The sequence below is a fragment of the Gimesia sp. genome, from assembly GCF_040219335.1.
Taxonomy (GTDB): Bacteria; Planctomycetota; Planctomycetia; order Planctomycetales; family Planctomycetaceae; genus Gimesia.
Window position 1 is genome coordinate 622,034 of record NZ_JAVJSQ010000029.1, and the last position, 19,087, is coordinate 641,120.

Below are 19,087 nucleotides of genomic sequence, written 5' to 3' on the forward strand. Positions count from 1 at the left end.
AGGCCAGGGATGGCAGACGTACTCAGTCAAAATGAAGTGGAATCGTTATTATCGGCGTTGGATCCTTCTGCCGGCTCTACCGGGGGAGGAAGTCGACCAGCGGCCCGGAATACCGATTTCAATTCCCAGATCAGCATCTACGACTTCAAGCGTCCGGAACGCGTCAGTAAAGAGCAGATGCGGGCGTTTCGCGCTTTGCATGAAAGCTTCAGCCGGGAGTTCGGTGCGGCACTCAGCGGGATGCTGCGGTCGATTATTGAAGTCAAACTGATCAGTGTGGACCAGCTGACGTATTCTGAATTCGTCTTCAGTCTGGAGAACCCGACCTGTTTCAACCTGCTCGAATCCGAGACGCTGGACGGGCATATTATTCTGGATATCAGCCCTTCAATTATCTTCCCGATCATCGACCGGCTGCTGGGTGGGGATGGCCACACGCACGGTGCCTACCCCAACCGGGCTCTTACCGAGATCGAAATCCGCCTGGTGTCGCGTATTACCGGCCTGGCGATTGAGGGGATCGAATCTGCCTGGAGCAACCTCTGCGACTGGAAGCTGCGGGTTTCCCAGGTGGAAAGTAATCCCCAGCTGGTTCAGATCGTGCCGCCGAACGAAGTGATCGTGCTGATCTCTTTCGAAGTGACGATGGGGGAGACCCGGGGAATTATCAACCTCTGTATTCCCTTTAATACGATTGAGCCGCTGTCGAACAAGCTGACTTCAGATACCTGGTCGGCTTATAAGAAGAAAACGCCTGACATGCGTCAGCAGTTGAATCTGGAAGCGAGTGTCTCCAAGTCCAAGATCGAGATGAAGGTAGAGCTGGATCACAGTCGGCTGACTGCAGGTGAGGTAATGAATCTGGCGGTCGGTGATGTGATCATGTGTAACAAGGGGAGTGCCCAGAGCCTGACGGTGGAAATCGAAGGGGCGCCGGTCTTCACAGCTTATCCCGGAGTTTATAAGGGGCATAAGGCGATCAGCATTGAAAAAATGCTGGCGGTACCCAAGGATATCATCGAGCAGCGAATCAAGCAGGTGGAAGCAGGCCAGGCCTGAAGCGGGCGAGCGCGCAGATGGTGTGGTCGTATGTTTATTGTTTCCTGGTTAAGCCACTGCTGAATGACTTGCAGCGGGCGTCATCGCCTGCGAGAGTGATGGATTCCGAGCGTTCACCTCGACTGAAGAATGCGAGTTTTCGGGAAATCGGTTTTTTTCTCTGGAGGAATACGGAATTTACTCCCGTTTCGGTGGAAAACCAGAGGGGAGGCTGATTATACTGCCCGATCAATCTACAGCGCTACCGTTGTGGTTTCTGTTTTTATGAACAGTATTCTTTGCTGTTGACCGGGTGAAATCTGGTCCGGTAGAGAGATATATAGATAGTGTCATTCAGGACTTACGCCTTGAAACTCTGTTGTGTCAGAGGGCCGGCGAAGGCTGAAGTCATTTACGAAGATTGAAGAACAATGCCCAAGCAAAAGACTCACAAAGGATTGAAGAAGCGTTTTAAGATTACCGCTTCAGGAAAAGCCAAGCACCGCAAAGCATTTCGGGGCCACATTCTGAGCAAGAAGAGCCCCAAGCGGAAAATCGGTCTGCGTAGCGATGGCGTCGTGACCGGAACGGAAGCGAAGCTGATCGTGGAAGCCCTGCGTCCCGGTTCTTAAACCGTTCCCGATTCCCCAGACGACGGCACGCGGGGAAACGATCCTGACAGAATCCAGATTACACATTCAGTTGGAAAGTAATAATGCGAGTTAGCAAAGGTTCAGCTCGACGTCGAGCCAAGAAAAGACTGTTTAAAGAAGCCCGTGGTAATTACGGTGGCCGCAGCAAGTTGTTGCGTACCGTAAAAGAAACAATCATTCGGTCTCGTGCTTACGCCTACCGTGACCGTCGGGTTCGCAAACGTGAATTCCGTGCTCTGTGGATTACCCGTATCACCGCTGCCTGTCGTGCACGGGGTACGAACTATTCGCAGTTCATTAACGGTCTGTCCAAAGCGGGCATCACGCTGAACCGGAAGTCTCTCAGCGAACTGGCGATTTCTCAGCCTCAGGTCTTCGATGAGATCGTCAAAGCAGCACAGGCAGCTCTGGCAGCATAATCTGCCTTTCTGCTGAAATAAGCCAAATTCCAGCCGGATCTGTTTTTAACAGGTCCGGCTGTTTGCGTTGGTATCCGGCTGCGGGGAGAGCGAAAATTGCCATACGCAAAACGGGAAGGATCTGGTAAATTCAGTCATCGTTCCCGCCTGTGGGCTTAGGCAGGCCTGGGTTTCTCGTTTTATTGCAGGGAGGCAGGAGAGTATGACTCACTTAAAGCGAGTATCGTACCGACCGCAGCAGCTCCGAAAATTGCTGCTGGCGTGGGCGCTGGGCGTGTCGTTCGTCTGTCTCCTGGCTGGTTGTACCGGCGTGCGTCGCGTAGTGCCTGCCCCGCTGGTGTTTGAAGAGCAGTCTCAGAAGATCCTGGCGATTGCTCCTTTGGGCACGCCGAAAACCGAGGCGATTCAAAAGCTGACGGACGCCGGAATCAGCGGGGAATTTGCTTCCAGTCCGTCCATATATTACTGCGATCTGTGGGAGCAGGAGGACGGAAACCGCTGGCACATGAATGTCGCGTTGCTGTTTAATGAGCAGGGCGAGCTCTATAAGACGCGGCCCGCTCAGGCGGATGTCACCTGGCAGAGTGCGGAAGAGGCGGCTGACAGTCAGCAGGTGACCGGACAGGCGACCGAGCAGATGCTTCAGTGAGTTTGGGAGTCTGAGGCTTCAACTGTCGACGGGGTCGGCAGGTTTTTCCAGCAGCTGAATATGGCCCTTGCAGAACTTGCAGGCGGCGACAGAGCCCAGGTATTTGCGGGCGATACGCAGTTCTTCTTTGCAGTGGGGGCACCCGGTGTAGAACGCGGACGCGACATGGCTGCGGGATTCGTCCGGGAGCTGGATTGTGGACTGACAGAAGTTGCAGCTGACCTGTTTGCCCAGATACTTTTTGTGGACCCGGAGTTCTTTACGGCAGTCGGGGCACTGGAAGTAGAAACCGATTGGAAAGGCGTCTATGCGGACGGCGAGTTCCTTGAGCGGGTGAAAAGCCGGGATCTCGACGGTGTCGTGTTCGAGGTCTTCATTCAGCAACTCACGACAGGTCTGGCAGTGAACGAGGTTCGCAGGCATGTCCTCCCCACAGCGTGGACAGGGGCCGCCGGGCCAAGCGGGCATGGTCAGTCCTTCTTTTTCAAAAGTATAATCAGAGTCACTGACAGATTTGAGATGGCCCGGTATCTCGTCTGGAGAGTCTGTCAAAAGGAAATGGAACGGGCTTCCAGAGAACACGGAAGCCCGTCATACCGTTGTAACTGAATTATAACAGAACCCGTGATTGATATGAATCAGTTTTTTCTAATTCTAAATCCTTCACGGCTGTGTCTGTAATTACTTTTTGGCTTCGAGGCAGTAGAGATGCTTGAAGGTTCGCAGGAACATGCGTCCGTTGGCGACGACCACGGTAGCGTGGCTCTGGTCTCCAAGCTTGATTTTTTCGTAAGCTTTGAATTTGGGTGAGGCGTCGACCATGGCGACTTCGCCATTTTCGTCGATGCAGTACAGGACGCCGTTAATGCAGACGGGAGAGCTGCTGTAGTCACCAGCGATACGTTCGGTCCAGACGTTCTTCTGGGTGGCGAGATCAACACAGCTGATTACGCCGGCATCGCCCCAGAGGTAGAGGTGTCCTTCGTAGACAACGGGGGTCGGCACATAAGGCAGTTTGGTGGACCGTTCGTATTTGATATGGGTTTCCTTGATGTTGCCGGATCCGGTGGGATCGACGCCGTAGAGCAGCTTGCCGCGACCTCCGCCGCCACAGGTGGCGAAAATGAGTCCTTCGCCGTAGACGGGTGAGGAAACAGTTCGCATGGGAAATTCACCGGTGGTCCAGTTAACTTTTCCATTTTCCGGATCGAGGCTGCTGATGCCGGTTGCGCCACTGACGCAGATCAGCTGAGGTCCTGTGTTGGGGTGTTCGATGATAATCGGAGTCGCATAGGAGGTTCTCCGGACGGCCCGGTCGGCTTTCCAGACGATTTCTCCGTTGAGCTTGTTGAAGGCGGTGACCGAGCTGGGCCCCTGCTGATCGTTGGTGGCGATGACCAGGTTCTTGTAGATCATGGGAGAACTGCCGTGACCGTGCTGGCTGGTGAAAGAGCCCAGGTCGCGTTCCCAGATCTTATTGCCTTTGAAGTCGTAGCAGATGAGCATGTAAGATTCTTCGTCGGCGAATTCGACGTATACGTGCTCGCCGTCGGTGGCCGGCGTGCTGGAGGCCCAGCTGCCTTTGCGGTGCTTGTGGCTCTTTTTCAGTTTGGTTTCCCGTTTCCACTTTTCTTCCCCGGTTTTGGGATCGAGGCAAAACAGGTAGCGTGTTTCGCCTTCACCCAGGGCGGCGGTGACGAACAGGTTGTCTCCCCAGATGGAGGGAGACGAGTGTCCGAGGCCCGGGAGTTCCTTGTGCCAGGCGTAGTCCTTTTCGGTCCAGCTTTGGGGAAAGCCCTTCTCACTGGAGAGGCCGGAGCCGTCAATCCCCCGGAAACGAGGCCAGTTTTCGGCCTGAATGGTGGAAAACGCCAGCAGACAGAAACAGAAGGCTGCTGTGAACTTCAGGGCAGGAGAGAACGCACGGGAAGGCAGTAGATCTTTCATGGGAGATTCTCTAAATGCGGAATTACAGGCAGGATGTTATTGAGATTTCACAGGATTAGCTTGACGAATTTTATGTTCTGGTGCAAGTTAATTGAATATAATATTTGATAGGGCTATCGTAAGTAAACAGGGCGTACGGGTTTCGGCAATGTTTGCGAAACGCATGCCTGTCAGTTCTTTCATGAGGCATCAGGTGCACGGGCCGGAGGTCTGTGTGTTCTTTCCTGCGTAATTATCTATGCATAATTCTGAAAAACAAAATTCCAAGACCGCCTCAACGGTGGCCTACCTGATCGTGCAGGAAGTGGACGAACGGGGCAAGGTCTACCGTCTGGTGGACCGCCAGGTGACGACCATCGGGCGTGCTCCGACCAATCGAATCGTACTGGATGACGAAGTCTGCAGCCGCAGCCACTGTGAGATCTTCTACAGCGATGGTGGCTGGTACATTCGGGATCTGGGAAGCCGTAACGGCACATTGGTGCAGGGGCTCGCGATTGCGCAGGACCATCGACTGCAGGAAGGGGATGTGGTCGAGATTGGTGACAGCGAAGCGATCTTCACTTTCGATGTTTCGCGATTCTCTTCGCGTCCGACTTCGGACGGCTCGAGTGCGGTGATCGATAGTGAGACGATGGGAGTCGGGCAGCAGTCGAGCTGGGATGAGCTGAATATGCCCGAGATTATTCAGCGCAAAAGCCATACCCGTTTTCATACGCCGCCCCCCGCGTCGCAGATCGACCGTGATCGCGCCAGCCGGGAACTGGGGCGTCTGTATCGACTGGCCCTGGAGATGGGCAATGCCCAGTCCGAACAGGAGTTGTGTCAGATTGTGCTCAACGGTTTGTTTGAAGGGACGAGTGCCGACATCGGCGCGATTCTGAACCTCGATCCGAGTAAAAGCCTGCCCCGCAAGCCGGAAAATCTGAGGGTGATCGCATTTCAGTCCGTGGATGAGCTGCCTTATCGGAAGCCGTCCGACTACCTTTCCAAGATGGTCTTCGACGAGGGGGATGCGCTGCTGGCGCACAACATCGCCGATGACAGCAAGCTCTCGACACGCGACAGCCTGGGGAAGATTCATGCCCAGAGTGTGATCTGTGCTCCTCTACGTAACAAGAACGGAGTGTCGGGGCTGATTCACCTTTATTCGACCAACCCCGATAATCCGCTGGATTCAGAGGATCTGGAATTCACGCTGGCGCTCGCCGATCAACTGGCGGTATCACTGCAGAACCTGAGTGAGAAACTGCAGCTCTCAGACGGTCTGGCTCGGATGGAGGGGGAGAACAAGGCACTCCGCGAACAGCTGGAACTGGAGAGCGAGCTGGTGGGGCAGAGCCCGAGCATGGTGGCATTGAAGGAACAGATTCTCCGCATCGCCCCGACGGATGCGAGCGTATTGATCCGGGGGGAGAGTGGGGTCGGGAAAGAACTGGTGGCCCGGGCGATTCACTTCAACAGTCATCGGAAGAAGCAGCCGTTCGTCTGTATGAACTGTGCGGCGTTGAGTGAGGGGCTGCTGGAAAGCGAGCTGTTCGGCCACGAGAAGGGGGCCTTCACCGGCGCGACGAGTCAGAAACCCGGGAAATTCGAACAGGCGCACCGTGGGTCGCTGTTTCTGGATGAAGTCGGGGAGATGTCCCTGGCGGTCCAGGCGAAGTTTCTCCGCGTGCTGGAAGGACACTCCTTCGAGCGAGTCGGGGGGAGTGCCTCAATTGACGTCGATGTTCGCGTCGTGGCGGCGACGAACCGCGATATGGAGAAGGCGGTTGCCAAGGGGACGTTTCGGCAGGACCTCTATTTCCGGCTGCATGTGGTAGAGGTGAGTGTTGATCCGTTGCGGGTGCGTGCGGATGATATTCTGTTGCTGGCGAACTACTTCCTCAACCGGTTCGTGACGAAAACGGGGCGTCCGATACGCGGGTTCACTGACCAGGCCGAGGCTCTGCTGGAATCGTATCACTGGCCGGGCAATGTCCGCGAACTGCAGAATACGATCGAGCGGGCTTTTATCCTGTGTACGAGTGATGTGGTGGATGCGGAGGACATTCAGCTCTCCGCGGTGGGGATGGAGAGTGATCCTCAAAGTGTGCTGCCGGCTGTGCACAGAGGCTTCCGGGAGATCTCTCTGGAAGAGGTGGAGCAGGAACATATCCTGTCGGTGTTAAATAACACCAACTGGAACAAGTCCCGATCCGCTCAGATCCTCGGTATCGAGCGGTCGACTCTGGATCGTAAGTTGAAGCGATATGGGATCAGCCGGCCTTGAGCGGGCTCTGAGGGGCTCTCAGATGGGATCTGGTAAGCCAGGGCCCGGTTTTGAGTGGTCGAAAAAATCAACATCGATCGGCTGCTGATCGGCAGGAATTGCCAGCGTTGGGAGACTTGGGTCTATGGGCGATTCGATTTCAGAGTAGTTTGCAAAAATGTCAAAAATCTTGTTGACATTTTAGCATAAAAACTCAAGAATTGTCCTGTAAACAGGGGATATCAATTGGGTGTCCTCTCTTGCGGCGCCTAGCTGCAACCTTGAACTTTCGGGATGTTTTTTCAACACCAGAACTAGAAGAGTTTCCCGCCTGATAAAAACTTCCCACACCCTTGGAGGGTGTTGCTTTCAATCTCCCAAATAACGCAATGGAAGCGTACGCTACGAGCGATTGAATTTCTCGGTTTGGTAGAGATGACTGAATTTTATTGTTCCACGTAGAGGGTTTGTCTGCTCATATGGTATGGGCTGAAAGCCTGGGCTTATTAATTGTTGTTGGAGAAAGAAGAAGAGAATGTCGGCATTTTTGATGGGTACAGATGACGTTGAGAATCTTTCATACGAACTTGAAGATGATCAGTCACTGGTCAGCTACGAAGATGGTGATTACCAGGATGAGTTCTCGGAAGATGGCTACGAGCCTAATTTTGATGCTCTGTTTGGTGAAGAAGAGTACCGTCAAATGGGCATCAACCCGGACGAAGCTACTCAGGCCAAACCTGGATCAGAACAGAAAGTTCTGATGCTTGCCGCTCGCTATGCTGCTGGCCTGCCTCTCTGGAATCACAGTGATTGCTATGATCACGGACCAGGGGAAAACCTGCTGCAGGGTCTGCTTGCTTAAAGCGATCGATCTGTTCAGTCAACAGATCGTGATATTTACATAGAAAAGGGCCTTCAGAACTTTCTGAAGGCCCTTTCTCTGCGCCTGGGGGTCGCTCCTGAACCTCTGTGGCGGTCATTTCGTTCCGGAAACATCCGGTATAGATTGCCGGGTTTTTGCAGACAGACTGAGTTCCTGCTTGGAATTGGGTCTTTGGTCTGCTATCATCGACTACTGAACACTGCTTTCGGTATGGAAGTGTCGTGTTCGCATCCCGTGCTCTCCCTTCGCTACGAAATCCGTGGTGAACCTGCCTGAGAGTCTCAAGTTGAAATGATACCTGCCTGAGAAGACTTACCTGAAAACATCCAACCTGATTTTTCACACCGTAGCTGAACCCGGCTTACGTAACCCGCATTTAAATTTGTGCTGTTCACTCATCCAGAGAGGCTGCAGACCACGGTCTGCTCAGGGGCACATTCCCGCTTCTGCCCGGGTGATTGATGTTTGTATTTATTGATTTGAACCTGATTCTGGAGTTACCCATGAGCGCTCGCAAACGAGGATTCACTCTGATCGAACTACTGGTGGTGATTGCCATCATTGCCATTCTGATCGCTTTACTGCTACCCGCCGTCCAACAGGCGCGGGAAGCCGCCCGTCGCAGTACCTGTAAGAACAATCTGAAGCAGATTGGTGTGGCACTGCATAACTATCTGGAAACACATTCCACATTTCCCCCCGGGATTACCCGGGCACAGGGGCATCCTTATGGACCGGTCGAAGGCTGGAACACTGGTAAAGTGCTCTGGTCGGCATTTATTCTGCCCTTCATGGATCAGGGACCTTTGTATAACAAAATCAACTTTCAGGTTGCCGACCCGGGGCGGAATTCGGTGAACGCTGAAGCACGCAACGCGATTCTGCCCATTTATCGTTGCCCCAGTGATCCGGGCGGAAAGAATCTGACCAACTCCAGTGCCGGCCCGAGCAACTACACGGGATGTGTCGGAAACAGCCCCCTGGGAGCGGTTTCCGGCGGAGGCAGCTCTTACCAGAACAACGGGACCTCGGTGTTCTTCACCGACAGTAAAACGAAGATCCGGGATATCACCGACGGAACTTCGAACACAATGATGGTCTCCGAACTGCTGGTCGGGTCGGAATACCGGAACTACGGTAACGTGAGTGGTGGTGGCCTGCTGGATGACTGCAGCACCACTGCCAGCACCAACCGTTATCGGGGTGAATCCTGGTTCAAAGGGGATGCATCCATTCGCTGGGCATACCTGACGGTCTTCCCGCCGAATCATGATCTGGCCTGCCGAACCTTCCAGGAATATGCGAACGCACCCGCAGCCAGTAAGCATGTGGGCGGCGTACATATCCTGCTCTGCGATGGCTCTGTCCGTTTTGTCTCTGACAACATTCACCTGGGGACCTGGCAGAATCTGGGGAATAAGTCGGATGACAATGTGCTGGGCGAATTTTAATTCCAGCCGTCTCCGATCATTCTGATCGAATTGAGTTCAACTTCTGCAACCGGCTTTGTGTTTTCAAAGCCGGTTGCTTCATCTGATTACAGTTACAGGAAATCAAAAATGGATGGGATGCGCCCGACCAGTCTCTGTTTTTTTGCGTTGTTGTTGATGTTAGTGCCGGGATGTAGTGGGAGTTCCGAACTGCAGTTCTCCACTGCCTCGGTGGGAGGAAGCGTCAGCTTCCGGGGAAAACCCCTGGAGACGGGTAAAATCCGTTTCATTCCCGATGGGGAAGTCATTGATGGCAAAGTCGCGGGTAAGGCCGTGTTTGCTGACATCAAGGATGGGAAATACTCGGTTCCCGCTGAGAAGGGAGTGACGGTAGGCAAGAACCGTGTCGAGATTAAAAGCTATCGCGGGACCGGCAAGAAGATGGTCAGTTCCGCCGGTGATGGCGAAAAAATTGAGGTCGAAGAACAGTTCATTCCCGCGGACTACAATTCCAAATCCACACTTTCTGCCCAGATTCAGGAAGGGGAGAACACGGTTGACTTCGAGTTGAAATAACGGCTCTTTTGTTGCTGATGATTTGACCACGCCCTGTCGGCCTGAGAGAATTCAGGCTGGCAGGGCGTTTTTCATTTCCGGGTCACCACAAGCAACGGGCATTGTTGATGTCGCATTTCCTCAGAACGATCTATTTCCTGGCGATTTGTTGTCTGTTGATGCTGCCTGTCCAAGGGGCGGAGCAGGGAAGCGGGGGACGCGTTGTGCAGGCCCGGACATTCATCGAGCAATTAGACCGGGGGGAAGCATCCCAGGCCGTCCGGGAATTTGATGCGGTGATGGCCAAAGCACTCTCAGCCGAACGGTTGCAGGCCCTCTGGGTGTCTCTGGAGCAGCAGCAGGGACCGTTCCAGAAGATTCAAAGCACACGCGTTGAAATCAAAGCGCCTTACGAGATTGTGCTGGTGAGCTGCCAGTTTGAAAAAAAACGTGTGATGGCGCGGGTTGTCTATGCGAAAAACAACTTGATCAGCGGGCTCTTTTTTAAGCCGGATGGGGAGTATCAAAGACCGGGCTATGTGGATCCTCGGAAATTCACCGAAGAACCGCTGGTGATCGGCAAAGGGCTCTGGGAACTGCCGGGAACCTTGTCGCTGCCGGTCGGGGAGGGGCCCTTTCCCGCGGTGATCCTGGTGCATGGTTCCGGTCCCCAGGACCGCAATGAGACGGTTGGCCCTAATCAGCCGTTCAAGGATCTGGCGCAAGGGCTCGCTTCGCGGGGGCTTGCCGTGCTTCGCTACGACAAGCGGGCCTACCACCATCGCCTGAAAATGGCCCTGCTTTCACAGAGGATCACAGTCAGGGAAGAGACTGTGGAGGACGCGGCCCTTGCCGTCCAGCAGCTTGCCGGGGATCCGCGCATTGATGCGAAGCGAATTGTGGTGCTGGGACACAGCCTGGGCGGCTATCTGCTGCCCAGGATTGCAGCGGAGAGCAAGCAGGTTGCTGGTCTGATCAGCCTGGCTGGATCGGTCAGGCCGCTGGAGGATCTGATTCTTGATCAGACACAGTACCTGTCCCAGCTGGACGGGAAGGTGACGCGTGAGGAGCAGGCGCAGCTCGATGCCCTGGCGGTCCAGGTGGAGCGAGTCAGGTCGACGGAATTGAGCGAGTCGGTTTCGGCTGTGGATTTACCTCTGAGCGTGCCGGCCAGCTACTGGCTGGACCTGCAGGGGTATCAGCCCGCCCAGGCTGCCAGAACGCTCTCACAGCCCCTGTTGATCCTGCAGGGGGAACGGGACTATCAGGTCACTATGGAAGACTTCAGGCTCTGGAAAGAGGCACTGGCTGAACGGAAAGATGTCCGCCTGCTTTCGTATCCCGGACTGAACCATCTCCTGATGGCAGGGGAGGGAAAGAGCCTCCCTGCGGAGTACCTGGTTCCAGGGCATGTCTCTGAAAATGTGATCCAGGACATTGCGGATTGGGTAAAAGCGCTCAGGCCGTTGTGATAGCCAGGTTACAGGGACAGGTCCCGGTGCTCCTGCCTGAGTCTTGTGCAGTTTTTCGGCAGACGCGAATAAAGGTTGCACACGGAATCTTAATTGAGGGGTAGCGTAGATGTGGAGCGGGTTAAGATTGGGTTCAAAGTTGAATTAACTAAGTGTATGCCGTTGCTTTGGATATGGCTTTTTTATATTACAGTGGACATACCGTTTGATCAGTTTTTTTGAGACTGTTCCCGTTTCGGCACATGATTCGCCATTGCTGTTAAATCAGTATGAATCCCAGCCGACCCTCATTTATTTTAGTTGGATAATGGCTATGTCTTTGCAGATCTTACAAAAGCCCCGTCGTGCCTTTGCAGAAGAAACAACAATCCTGGACGGTCTCCGCAAAAGCCTGAAACCTGTCGTTGAACAGTCCGCATCTGTGTCGGCGGCTGCCAGCCAGTGGGAATCATGTCCGGAAGCAGAAGAACTGGAAACAGAGATCGTTTCCGGGACGCATCAGCAAGTTCGTAATATCAAAGTCCGCTGTGATCATGCGGGAATCACCGTTTATGGTGTCAGCTCCAGCTACTACCTGAAACAACTGGTGACCACAATCGTACAGACCTTCGCCCCTTCGGTTCCTCTGATGAACCGGGTGATGGTGAAAGTGAAATAAGCCCGGGTTCTCTGACGCTGCCTGACTGGACCCCCAGGCAGTCTCTGACCCAATAAAAAAGCGACGTGAAACAGGTTTCACGTCGCTTTTTTTATTTTCAGACGAGCGGTGCTCAGTCTTCCATATCTTCGATTTCCAGGACTTCAAAGTGGAGTTTTCCAGAGGGAACATCGACTTCCACCTTATCTCCGACTTTTTTGTTCAGCAGTCCCTGGGCCAGCGGGCTGGAGGTCAGGATCTTCATGACTTCGCCCATGTAGTCCTCTTCACCCGGGCCGACGAATTCGTACTTTTCGTCCAGTCCATCGTCGAGGTTTTTTACGGTGACGACAGAGCCATAGGTGACCTGCCCTTTAGGCATGGACGATTTATCAGCAATATAGCAGCTGGCAAGTTTTGATTTCAGCTTGCTGATTTTCAGGTTCGTCATCCCCTGTGCTTCTCGCTGGGCATGGTATTCTGCGTTTTCTTTCAAGTCCCCTTCGGCCCGGGCATCGGCGATTCTCTGAGCGATATCAGGCAGGACTTCGTTTTCGAGATGGCGGATCTCTTCACGCAGTTTATCATAACCTTCTTGTGAGATTGGATGACGGTCCACTATTTTGACTCCCAATTTTCTAACGTCTATTTTTGATTCTACCTATAACAAAAACGGGCGACGCGGAGTGCCACCCGTTTTTGTAAATTCTGATTGAGTAAGCATTATAGCAGAAAACCTGACTGCAATGCTATGCTATTTCGACCCATTGCTTTTCTTTTGCACTTTGCAGGACCGCGTCGCAGACTTTCTGGGTCTCGAGGGCGGAACGGAAGTCGGGCTGAGTCGGTTTGCCGGTATCCAGTCCCTGGAAGAAGTCGGCCAGGGCATTGGTGAAGGTGTGCTCGTAACCGATGGTACAGCCGGGAACCCACCATTTATCCATGTAGGGATGCTCGAAGTTGGTGACGTGAATCCGCCGCCAGCCGGTAACGTGGTCTTCGACCTTTTTGCCGGTGGTGGGGTTGGCGTATTCGAAGAACTGCAGAATCTGCGGATCTTCCAGATCGAAGTAGACCGAGCCGGCTTCACCGTTGAGTTCGAACGTATTGAAGTTCTTACGACCGCGGGCATAGCGGGAGCTTTCGAAGGTTCCCATGGAGCCGTTGGCGAAGCGGGCGAGGAACATGCAGGCATCGTCGATTTCGACCTTGGTCTTTTCGCCGGTTTCCTGGTGTACGCGTTCTTTGATGAACGTTTCGGTGGCTGCGGAGACCGAGGTGATCGGGCCGTTAAGCCAGATAGCCGAATCGATGGAGTGGGCCAGCAGGTCGCCGGTCACGCCGCTACCAGCGACTTTGGCATCCAGACGCCAGAGTGTCGCACCCCCCTGGGGAACGTCTTCGGCGATGGTCCAGTCCTGCAGGTACTGGGCGCGGTAGTGGAAAGGCCGTCCGATGCGGTTTTCGTCCACCAGCTGTTTAGCGAGGGTGATCGAAGGGACACGGCGGTAGTTGAACCAGACCATGTTGGCGACACCCGCTTTTTCGATCGCTTCGGTCATGGCGACGGCTTCAGCGACATTCATGGCCAGCGGTTTTTCGCAGAGGACCATTTTACCGGCTTCCGCAGCAGCGATAGCGATATCGTGGTGCGAATTGTTGGGGGTGGTGATGTCGATCAGGTCGATATCGTCCCGTTCAATCAGTTTTCGCCAGTCGGTTTCGTAGGACTCCCAGCCCCAGTTGTCTGCGAAGTCTTTGATTTTGTCTTCGCTACGGGCACAGCAGGCCTGCAGAACGGGGGTGTGATCGATATCGAAAAACTTGCCGACCTGACGATAAGCATTGGAGTGGGTACGTCCCATGAATCCGTAGCCGATGAGGCCGACGCGAACTGGTTTGGTCATTGGTGTGACTCCTTGTCGTTTAAAATTAAAAATGCAGGTTTAAGTCAGTTGATCAGCGGTGAGAAATCAGGACCATCCGTGAGCGTTTCTAACGCTGATCATGGCTGCCAGGATGTCGTTCCAGGTCTGTGGGTTCATCATGACTTCGTTGGAGAACATACAGCCGTCCCAGCAGATATGCTCGAATTTCTTTGTCAGCTCACCCTTGCCGTCACGCAGCCAGTAGCCGGCCCGTTTGGTGATGTCGAGCTTGCCGTTGGGATCGTTGGGCAGACAGTGCCGACCGGTTTTGTCGTGTGAACCGGTGCCGTGTACGGTGCCGTCGTTCTGGGCGACGTGGAAGTCGATGGTCCAGGGACGCAGGGCATCGGTCAGAGTGGTGTAAGCGGAATCGAAGGTGGCTTCGTCATTCCAGTCGAAGTCTTCGGGGAGCAGACGGTCTTCGGGGGCGTTGTAACCCATCAGGTAGAGCAGGGTGTGAGACATGTCTGCCTGGAAGCCGACCACGTCGGGACGATCGACCATTTCCAGCAACTGGACCATGCGTCTCCAGCTGTGCATGCCGCCCCAGCAGATTTCCCCTTCAGCGGCGAGTCGTTCGCCATGATCGGCGGCGATGTCTGCTGCCTGTTTGAAGGTGGCAGCGATTTTCGCCTGGTTGCCATCGGGGTCGGCGACCCAGTCGCCAGGTCCGGCAGCGGAGTCGATGCGCACGACGCCATAGGGACGCACGCCGAGTTCCCGCAGTTTCTTCGCGATACCACAGCCTTTACGAACCTGTTCCAGGAACTGACCGCGTTCTTCGTCGCTGCCCATCGCGGATCCACCACCGGTGGGAGGCCAGACGGGAGCCACGACCGAGCCAATGACCAGATTCCGTGACTGAACTTTTTCAGCCAGCTGTTTGAGGTCATCGTCGGTGGAGTCGATGCTGACATGGGGATCAAACAGGAACAGGTCTGTTCCGTCGAATTTGACGCCGTCCACTTCGGCAGCGGCGGTGAGGTCGAGCATGGTATCCAGATCGATGGGGGGCTCGGAATCAGGGCCTTTTCCGACGACACCCGGCCAGGAGGCATTGTGAAGTTTGGGGAGGGTGTTGGCTGCGTTATTACTCATGAGAGGGTCCTTCATGTCTGCAGGAGGTATCAGATCGAAATAAAAACTGCCCGAGAGGTCGGGCAGTTGCGTGTGACGGTTCAGTTTACTTGTGGTGGTCGCCGACGTTCGGAGCGTCGGGGCAGGCGTCGGGACCGAAGTAACGGAGCGAGACGAGAGGCTCACTGCCGGTGTTTTCGATGGTAACGCCTTCTTTCGCGGTTTTTTCTGTGACGAAGACTTCGTCTTCCGTCATTTCGCCGAAGCGGATCATGGCGGGCGTCTGCAGTCGCAGGTTGCCGATTTTGCCTTCACCCTGGACGGTGATCCAGCTATAGGCGCCGGTATCCTTGAGGGTGAGTTTTGCGCCCGGATCGACGGTCAGTTCCTTGGCGGTGAAGAGCTGCTCGCCATTGACTTTCCCGTAGACAACCCAGCGATCAACGTAACCTGCGGCGGCGGTATCGCCAATGGTGATCGGCTCGAGGTAATTGTTATCTTTGAAGTTCGGATCGACGTTGGCTTCCCAGTCGAGGGCTTCGACGAGGTAGGCATTGTCGTCGTGTTTGTCTTCGGGAAAGTCCTTGGTCAGCAGGGAGCGGTGTACGGCCCGACCTTCGACCATTGACTGGTACATGCCAAAGACATCGCTGCCCCACTGAGGTTCGTAGGTCAGGAGACTTCCAGGAGCGTGCAGGACGCAGGGAGGAATCAGCCAGCCGGTACCCGGTTTGAGGCGATAGGCTTTGGAGAGGTCCAGAATGCCGTTATCGCCGTTATTCCAGCGATCCAGGCAATCGATGACGTCCTGTTTGGTTGTTCCGGGTTCCAGCCCCATGAACGTGTAGGGAAAGTTATTCCCGATGGCATTCAGCTGGGGAGGAAAATAGTAGGATTCCGGTTTCCCTTCCTGACCGACTTTGGCAGCCTGTTCGGAATTCTGGTGCATGTGGTGCGGAATCGGACCCATGTTATCGAAGAATTTAGAGTAGACGGGCCAGCGGTTGTACTTGCCCCAGATGGCGTCGCCGATGATTTCGCCGCCCAGTTCGCTGATGGCGTCTTTCAGGGTGAATTTTTCACCGCCGAAGACACAGTAGCTGAGGCCTTCGTCATCCGGTGCTCCTTCGTTGGTAGCGACCGTTGTCGAACCAAACCAGCGTTCATCGATCCCGCCACGGTGTGTTCCCAGGGCATAGTAGTCATTGGGGTGCAGTTTGAGACGACGACCAGGCTGCAGGAACGCACGGGGAACCCAGGTAGGAGACAGTCGAAAAATTCCACCACCTTCAGACAGCGCATCGGCGGCTAGTTTGGCAACGTTAGACATTCTAATCTATTCTTTATCAGTATTGAGCTGGCATGCGAGTCGGCGCGACCCCTGACAAAGACCTACCGTCCTGGCCATTTGAGAAAGAAACGCCGAGCACCAGCGAATTGAATTGTCGTCGGTAGAAACTACCGGAATCGATCAATTTATTGTGATGTTTCAGGTACTTTTTGAAAAGGAAACAGAATTGATTTTGCCGCTTAATTTGAAAGAATCGGGGGCATTTGATGTGAGAGAGTTGACTTTGTTAATTCTAAAGAACCATTATAAATCAAGGGCTGCAGAGAACGCTGGTTCGCTTCCGACAGTGGTCGAGTTCGCTTGATCCTGTCTCGTGTGAAGCCCGCGTTACTGCAAAATCTGGAGAAAGCGGGCGATCCCCGGGGCAGGCAACCTTGTCGTCCCCATATAGCTGCTTAGAATGTACGTTTTGATTTTGTTCAGCGGGGCTCGCTCCGATCTGAACGTTTTTTGAGAACAGACCTGGAACGGGGAACAATGACCAAAGTTGCCATCATGGGAGCCACGGGGTACGCGGCTCTGGAACTGATCAAAATTCTGCTGCGAAATCCCGAAGTCGAGATCGTCGCGCTGACCACACGCTCAGATGAAGCACCGCATATCAGTGAGATTCACCACTCTCTCGAGGGGCGTCTGGATCTGCGTTGTGAGAATCTGTCCGCGGCAGAAATTGCAGAGCGGGCCGACTTTGTTTTCTGCGCTCTCCCACACGTGGCCAGTATGGAAGTGATCCCGGATCTGCTTGCCGACGGCTGTCGCGTGGTCGATTTGAGTGCCGACTACCGGTTGAGTGATCCTGCGGTGTACGAGCAGTGGTATCATCATGTGCACATCGATCCGACCCGACTGGGGAGCACGATTTATGGTCTGCCTGAGCTCGGTGCGGATAAAATTCCCAGTGCCGATCTGATCGCCAATCCCGGCTGTTATACCAGCGCCTCGATTCTGGGACTGGCTCCCCTGATTGCCAACTCCCTGATTGAACCGACGGGGATTATCATCGACGCGAAAAGTGGCGTCAGTGGTGCGGGGCGGAAACCGAAGCTGGGAACGCTTTACCCGGAATGCAACGAGAGCATCACCGCTTATGGTGTGGGAACGCATCGGCATACGCCGGAAATCGAAGAAGTCCTGACGACACTGGGCGGAACAGACGTGAAAGTGACTTTCACGCCGCACCTGACCCCGATGAACCGGGGTATTCTGGCGACCATGTATCCCCGCCTGAAAGAAGATACGAGCCTGGATCATCTGAAAGAAGTTTACCATACCTTCTATGCAGATAAGCCGTTCGTGCGCATCATCGACCGACTGCCCGCGACCCGGGAAGTGGCGGGGACCAATTATTGTGATATTTCGCTGCAGTCCGCGGGGAACCAGCTGATTGTCTTTTCGGCAATCGATAACCTGATTAAAGGGGCTGCAGGCGTGGCGGTGCAGAATTTCAATCTGATGGCCGGTTATCCGGAAACGACAGGCTTAATTGTCTGAACCATGATTTCTTTCCGAGGAGAAGCAGTTGACTGCTGACATGATTTTACCCCAGGGGTTCCGGTCTGCCGGTCTGGCCTGCGGGATTAAGGAAAACAAATCGACCTTCGATTTGTCGCTGTTTGTGTCTGATGAGCCTTGTGTGGGGGCAGGCGTTTATACCACGAACCAGGTCTGCGGGGCTCCCGTGAAGGTATCCCGCGAACGCGTGCCCGGCGATTCGGTGCGGGCGGTGATCATCAACTCGGGAAATGCGAACGCCTGCACGGGCGAACGCGGAATCGAAGATGCCCGCTGGATGACCAGCCAGGTCGCAGAAAGACTCGGACTGGAAAGCGAAGAAGTTCTGGTCTGCTCGACCGGAATCATCGGACACTTCCTGCCACGAACACCGATTGAGTCGGGAATTCCCAAGGTGATCTCTGAGCTGGGGGCGGACGCGGATTCCTTTCTGAATGCCGCCCGGGGCATGATGACCACGGATACCGTTCCCAAGCAGGCGACCCGTGAATTGTCGATTGGCGAGAGAACCGTCCGTGTCAGTGGCGTGGCGAAGGGGGCGGCGATGATTGCTCCCAACATGGCAACAATGCTGTCGGTGATTATGACTGATGCTCCGTTAGATGCCAGTCAGGCCGATGCACTGCTCAGGGAAGCAGTAGATTACAGTTTCAACTGCGTGTCGGTCGAAGGGCATACGAGTACCAGCGACTCGGTCATTCTGCTCGCCAATGGTGCCTCGGGAGCGGAAGCACTTTCAACAGACGACCTGACACATCTGCAGACGGCGATTATGGAAGTGGCGATGGAACTGGGGCAGGCGATCATCCGCGATGCAGAAGGCGCCGATCATTTCGTCACGATTGAAGTCTCCGGGACGAATACGCAGGCGGAAGCGAAAGAAATTGCCCGCACGATTGCCAACGATGCGCTGGTGAAGACGGCGATTGCCGGTTCGGATCCGAACTGGGGTCGAATTGTATCCGCGACTGGTCGGACGAGTGTGAAGCTGACCGAGCAGGACATCGAGCTGCACATCAACGGGATGCTGATCTACGAAAAGGGAATGCCGGCTGACTTCGATGAAGAGGTGGTCTCCCGCTCGATTCGTGAAAACCGGGACGTTTCGATTCAGCTGCAGCTGCCTTTCGGGGCGGAGTCGATTGTGTTCTGGACCAGTGACCTGACCCAGGAATACGTGCGGCTGAATTCTGAATACACGACCTGATTGACACTGTTCGATCAGATCCAGGCATGAAAAAAGAGCGGGTGTTTCTCGAAAGAAACGCCCGCTCTCTGTTTA

General features: G+C 54.5%; 18 protein-coding genes. 12 read left to right on the top strand and 6 right to left on the bottom strand.

Annotated elements, in window-relative coordinates:
* Window positions 1-9 precede the first annotated feature (9 nt).
* The 4 genes from fliM to RID21_RS24270 all read left to right on the top strand — a co-directional run bounded on the left by fliM (window position 10) and on the right by RID21_RS24270 (window position 2,759).
* Window positions 10-1,059: a flagellar motor switch protein FliM gene (gene fliM, locus RID21_RS24255; RefSeq protein WP_350193408.1), complete on the top strand. Its 1,050-nt coding sequence runs from the start codon at window positions 10-12 to the stop codon at window positions 1,057-1,059.
* Window positions 1,060-1,469: 410 nt separating this feature from the next.
* On the top strand, window positions 1,470-1,670 hold the full coding sequence (gene rpmI / locus RID21_RS24260; RefSeq protein WP_145037587.1) for a 50S ribosomal protein L35: 201 nt from the start codon (window positions 1,470-1,472) through the stop codon (window positions 1,668-1,670).
* Between the two features lie 83 nt (window positions 1,671-1,753).
* Window positions 1,754-2,110, top strand: a complete 357-nt coding sequence (gene rplT, locus RID21_RS24265) for a 50S ribosomal protein L20 (RefSeq protein ID WP_350193410.1) — start codon at window positions 1,754-1,756, stop codon at window positions 2,108-2,110.
* Between the two features lie 202 nt (window positions 2,111-2,312).
* A complete protein-coding gene (locus RID21_RS24270; RefSeq protein WP_350193412.1) occupies window positions 2,313-2,759 on the top strand; it encodes a hypothetical protein in 447 nt (148 codons plus the stop codon).
* Window positions 2,760-2,777: 18 nt separating this feature from the next.
* Here the strand turns inward: RID21_RS24270 and RID21_RS24275 are convergent, their stop codons facing one another.
* Together RID21_RS24275 and RID21_RS24280 are read right to left on the bottom strand one after the other, a co-directional pair.
* A complete protein-coding gene (locus tag RID21_RS24275) occupies window positions 2,778-3,227 on the bottom strand; it encodes a hypothetical protein (protein ID WP_350193414.1) in 450 nt (149 codons plus the stop codon).
* A 213-nt stretch (window positions 3,228-3,440) separates the two neighbouring features.
* Window positions 3,441-4,706 (bottom strand): outer membrane protein assembly factor BamB family protein, encoded by a 1,266-nt coding sequence (locus tag RID21_RS24280; protein WP_350193416.1) that lies wholly within the window; start codon window positions 4,704-4,706, stop codon window positions 3,441-3,443.
* A 238-nt stretch (window positions 4,707-4,944) separates the two neighbouring features.
* On the opposite strand from RID21_RS24280, the gene RID21_RS24285 reads away from it, so the two are divergent.
* The 6 genes from RID21_RS24285 (at window position 4,945) to RID21_RS24310 (ending at window position 11,958) form a co-directional block, all read left to right on the top strand.
* Window positions 4,945-6,978 (top strand): sigma 54-interacting transcriptional regulator, encoded by a 2,034-nt coding sequence (locus RID21_RS24285; RefSeq protein ID WP_350193418.1) that lies wholly within the window; start codon window positions 4,945-4,947, stop codon window positions 6,976-6,978.
* Between the two features lie 514 nt (window positions 6,979-7,492).
* Window positions 7,493-7,822, top strand: a complete 330-nt coding sequence (locus RID21_RS24290; RefSeq protein WP_145181331.1) for a hypothetical protein — start codon at window positions 7,493-7,495, stop codon at window positions 7,820-7,822.
* Window positions 7,823-8,346: 524 nt separating this feature from the next.
* Window positions 8,347-9,294 (top strand): DUF1559 domain-containing protein, encoded by a 948-nt coding sequence (locus tag RID21_RS24295; RefSeq protein WP_350193420.1) that lies wholly within the window; start codon window positions 8,347-8,349, stop codon window positions 9,292-9,294.
* Between the two features lie 108 nt (window positions 9,295-9,402).
* Entirely contained in the window at window positions 9,403-9,849 is a 447-nt protein-coding gene (locus tag RID21_RS24300; RefSeq protein WP_145439416.1) for a hypothetical protein, read from the top strand.
* Window positions 9,850-9,956: 107 nt separating this feature from the next.
* Window positions 9,957-11,300: an alpha/beta hydrolase gene (locus RID21_RS24305; RefSeq protein ID WP_350193422.1), complete on the top strand. Its 1,344-nt coding sequence runs from the start codon at window positions 9,957-9,959 to the stop codon at window positions 11,298-11,300.
* Between the two features lie 313 nt (window positions 11,301-11,613).
* Window positions 11,614-11,958: a hypothetical protein gene (locus RID21_RS24310; RefSeq protein WP_145181335.1), complete on the top strand. Its 345-nt coding sequence runs from the start codon at window positions 11,614-11,616 to the stop codon at window positions 11,956-11,958.
* Window positions 11,959-12,070: 112 nt separating this feature from the next.
* On the opposite strand, the gene RID21_RS24315 is transcribed toward RID21_RS24310, so the two are convergent.
* The 4 genes from RID21_RS24315 to RID21_RS24330 form a co-directional block, all read right to left on the bottom strand.
* Complete coding sequence (locus RID21_RS24315) at window positions 12,071-12,559, bottom strand: GreA/GreB family elongation factor (RefSeq protein ID WP_187782036.1); 489 nt, start codon at window positions 12,557-12,559, stop codon at window positions 12,071-12,073.
* Window positions 12,560-12,686: 127 nt separating this feature from the next.
* Entirely contained in the window at window positions 12,687-13,844 is a 1,158-nt protein-coding gene (locus RID21_RS24320; protein WP_350193424.1) for a Gfo/Idh/MocA family protein, read from the bottom strand.
* Window positions 13,845-13,910: 66 nt separating this feature from the next.
* Window positions 13,911-14,963, bottom strand: coding sequence for a sugar phosphate isomerase/epimerase family protein (locus RID21_RS24325; protein ID WP_350193426.1), 1,053 nt, complete (start codon window positions 14,961-14,963; stop codon window positions 13,911-13,913).
* Between the two features lie 85 nt (window positions 14,964-15,048).
* A complete protein-coding gene (locus RID21_RS24330) occupies window positions 15,049-16,272 on the bottom strand; it encodes a hypothetical protein (protein WP_350193428.1) in 1,224 nt (407 codons plus the stop codon).
* 498 nt (window positions 16,273-16,770) lie between these two features.
* Here RID21_RS24330 and argC point away from each other — a divergent pair, with 498 nt between their 5' ends.
* Together argC and argJ are read left to right on the top strand one after the other, a co-directional pair.
* Window positions 16,771-17,784: an N-acetyl-gamma-glutamyl-phosphate reductase gene (gene argC / locus RID21_RS24335; RefSeq protein WP_350193430.1), complete on the top strand. Its 1,014-nt coding sequence runs from the start codon at window positions 16,771-16,773 to the stop codon at window positions 17,782-17,784.
* 28 nt (window positions 17,785-17,812) lie between these two features.
* Entirely contained in the window at window positions 17,813-19,012 is a 1,200-nt protein-coding gene (gene argJ, locus RID21_RS24340; protein WP_350193432.1) for a bifunctional glutamate N-acetyltransferase/amino-acid acetyltransferase ArgJ, read from the top strand.
* The last annotated feature ends 75 nt before the right edge of the window (window positions 19,013-19,087 follow it).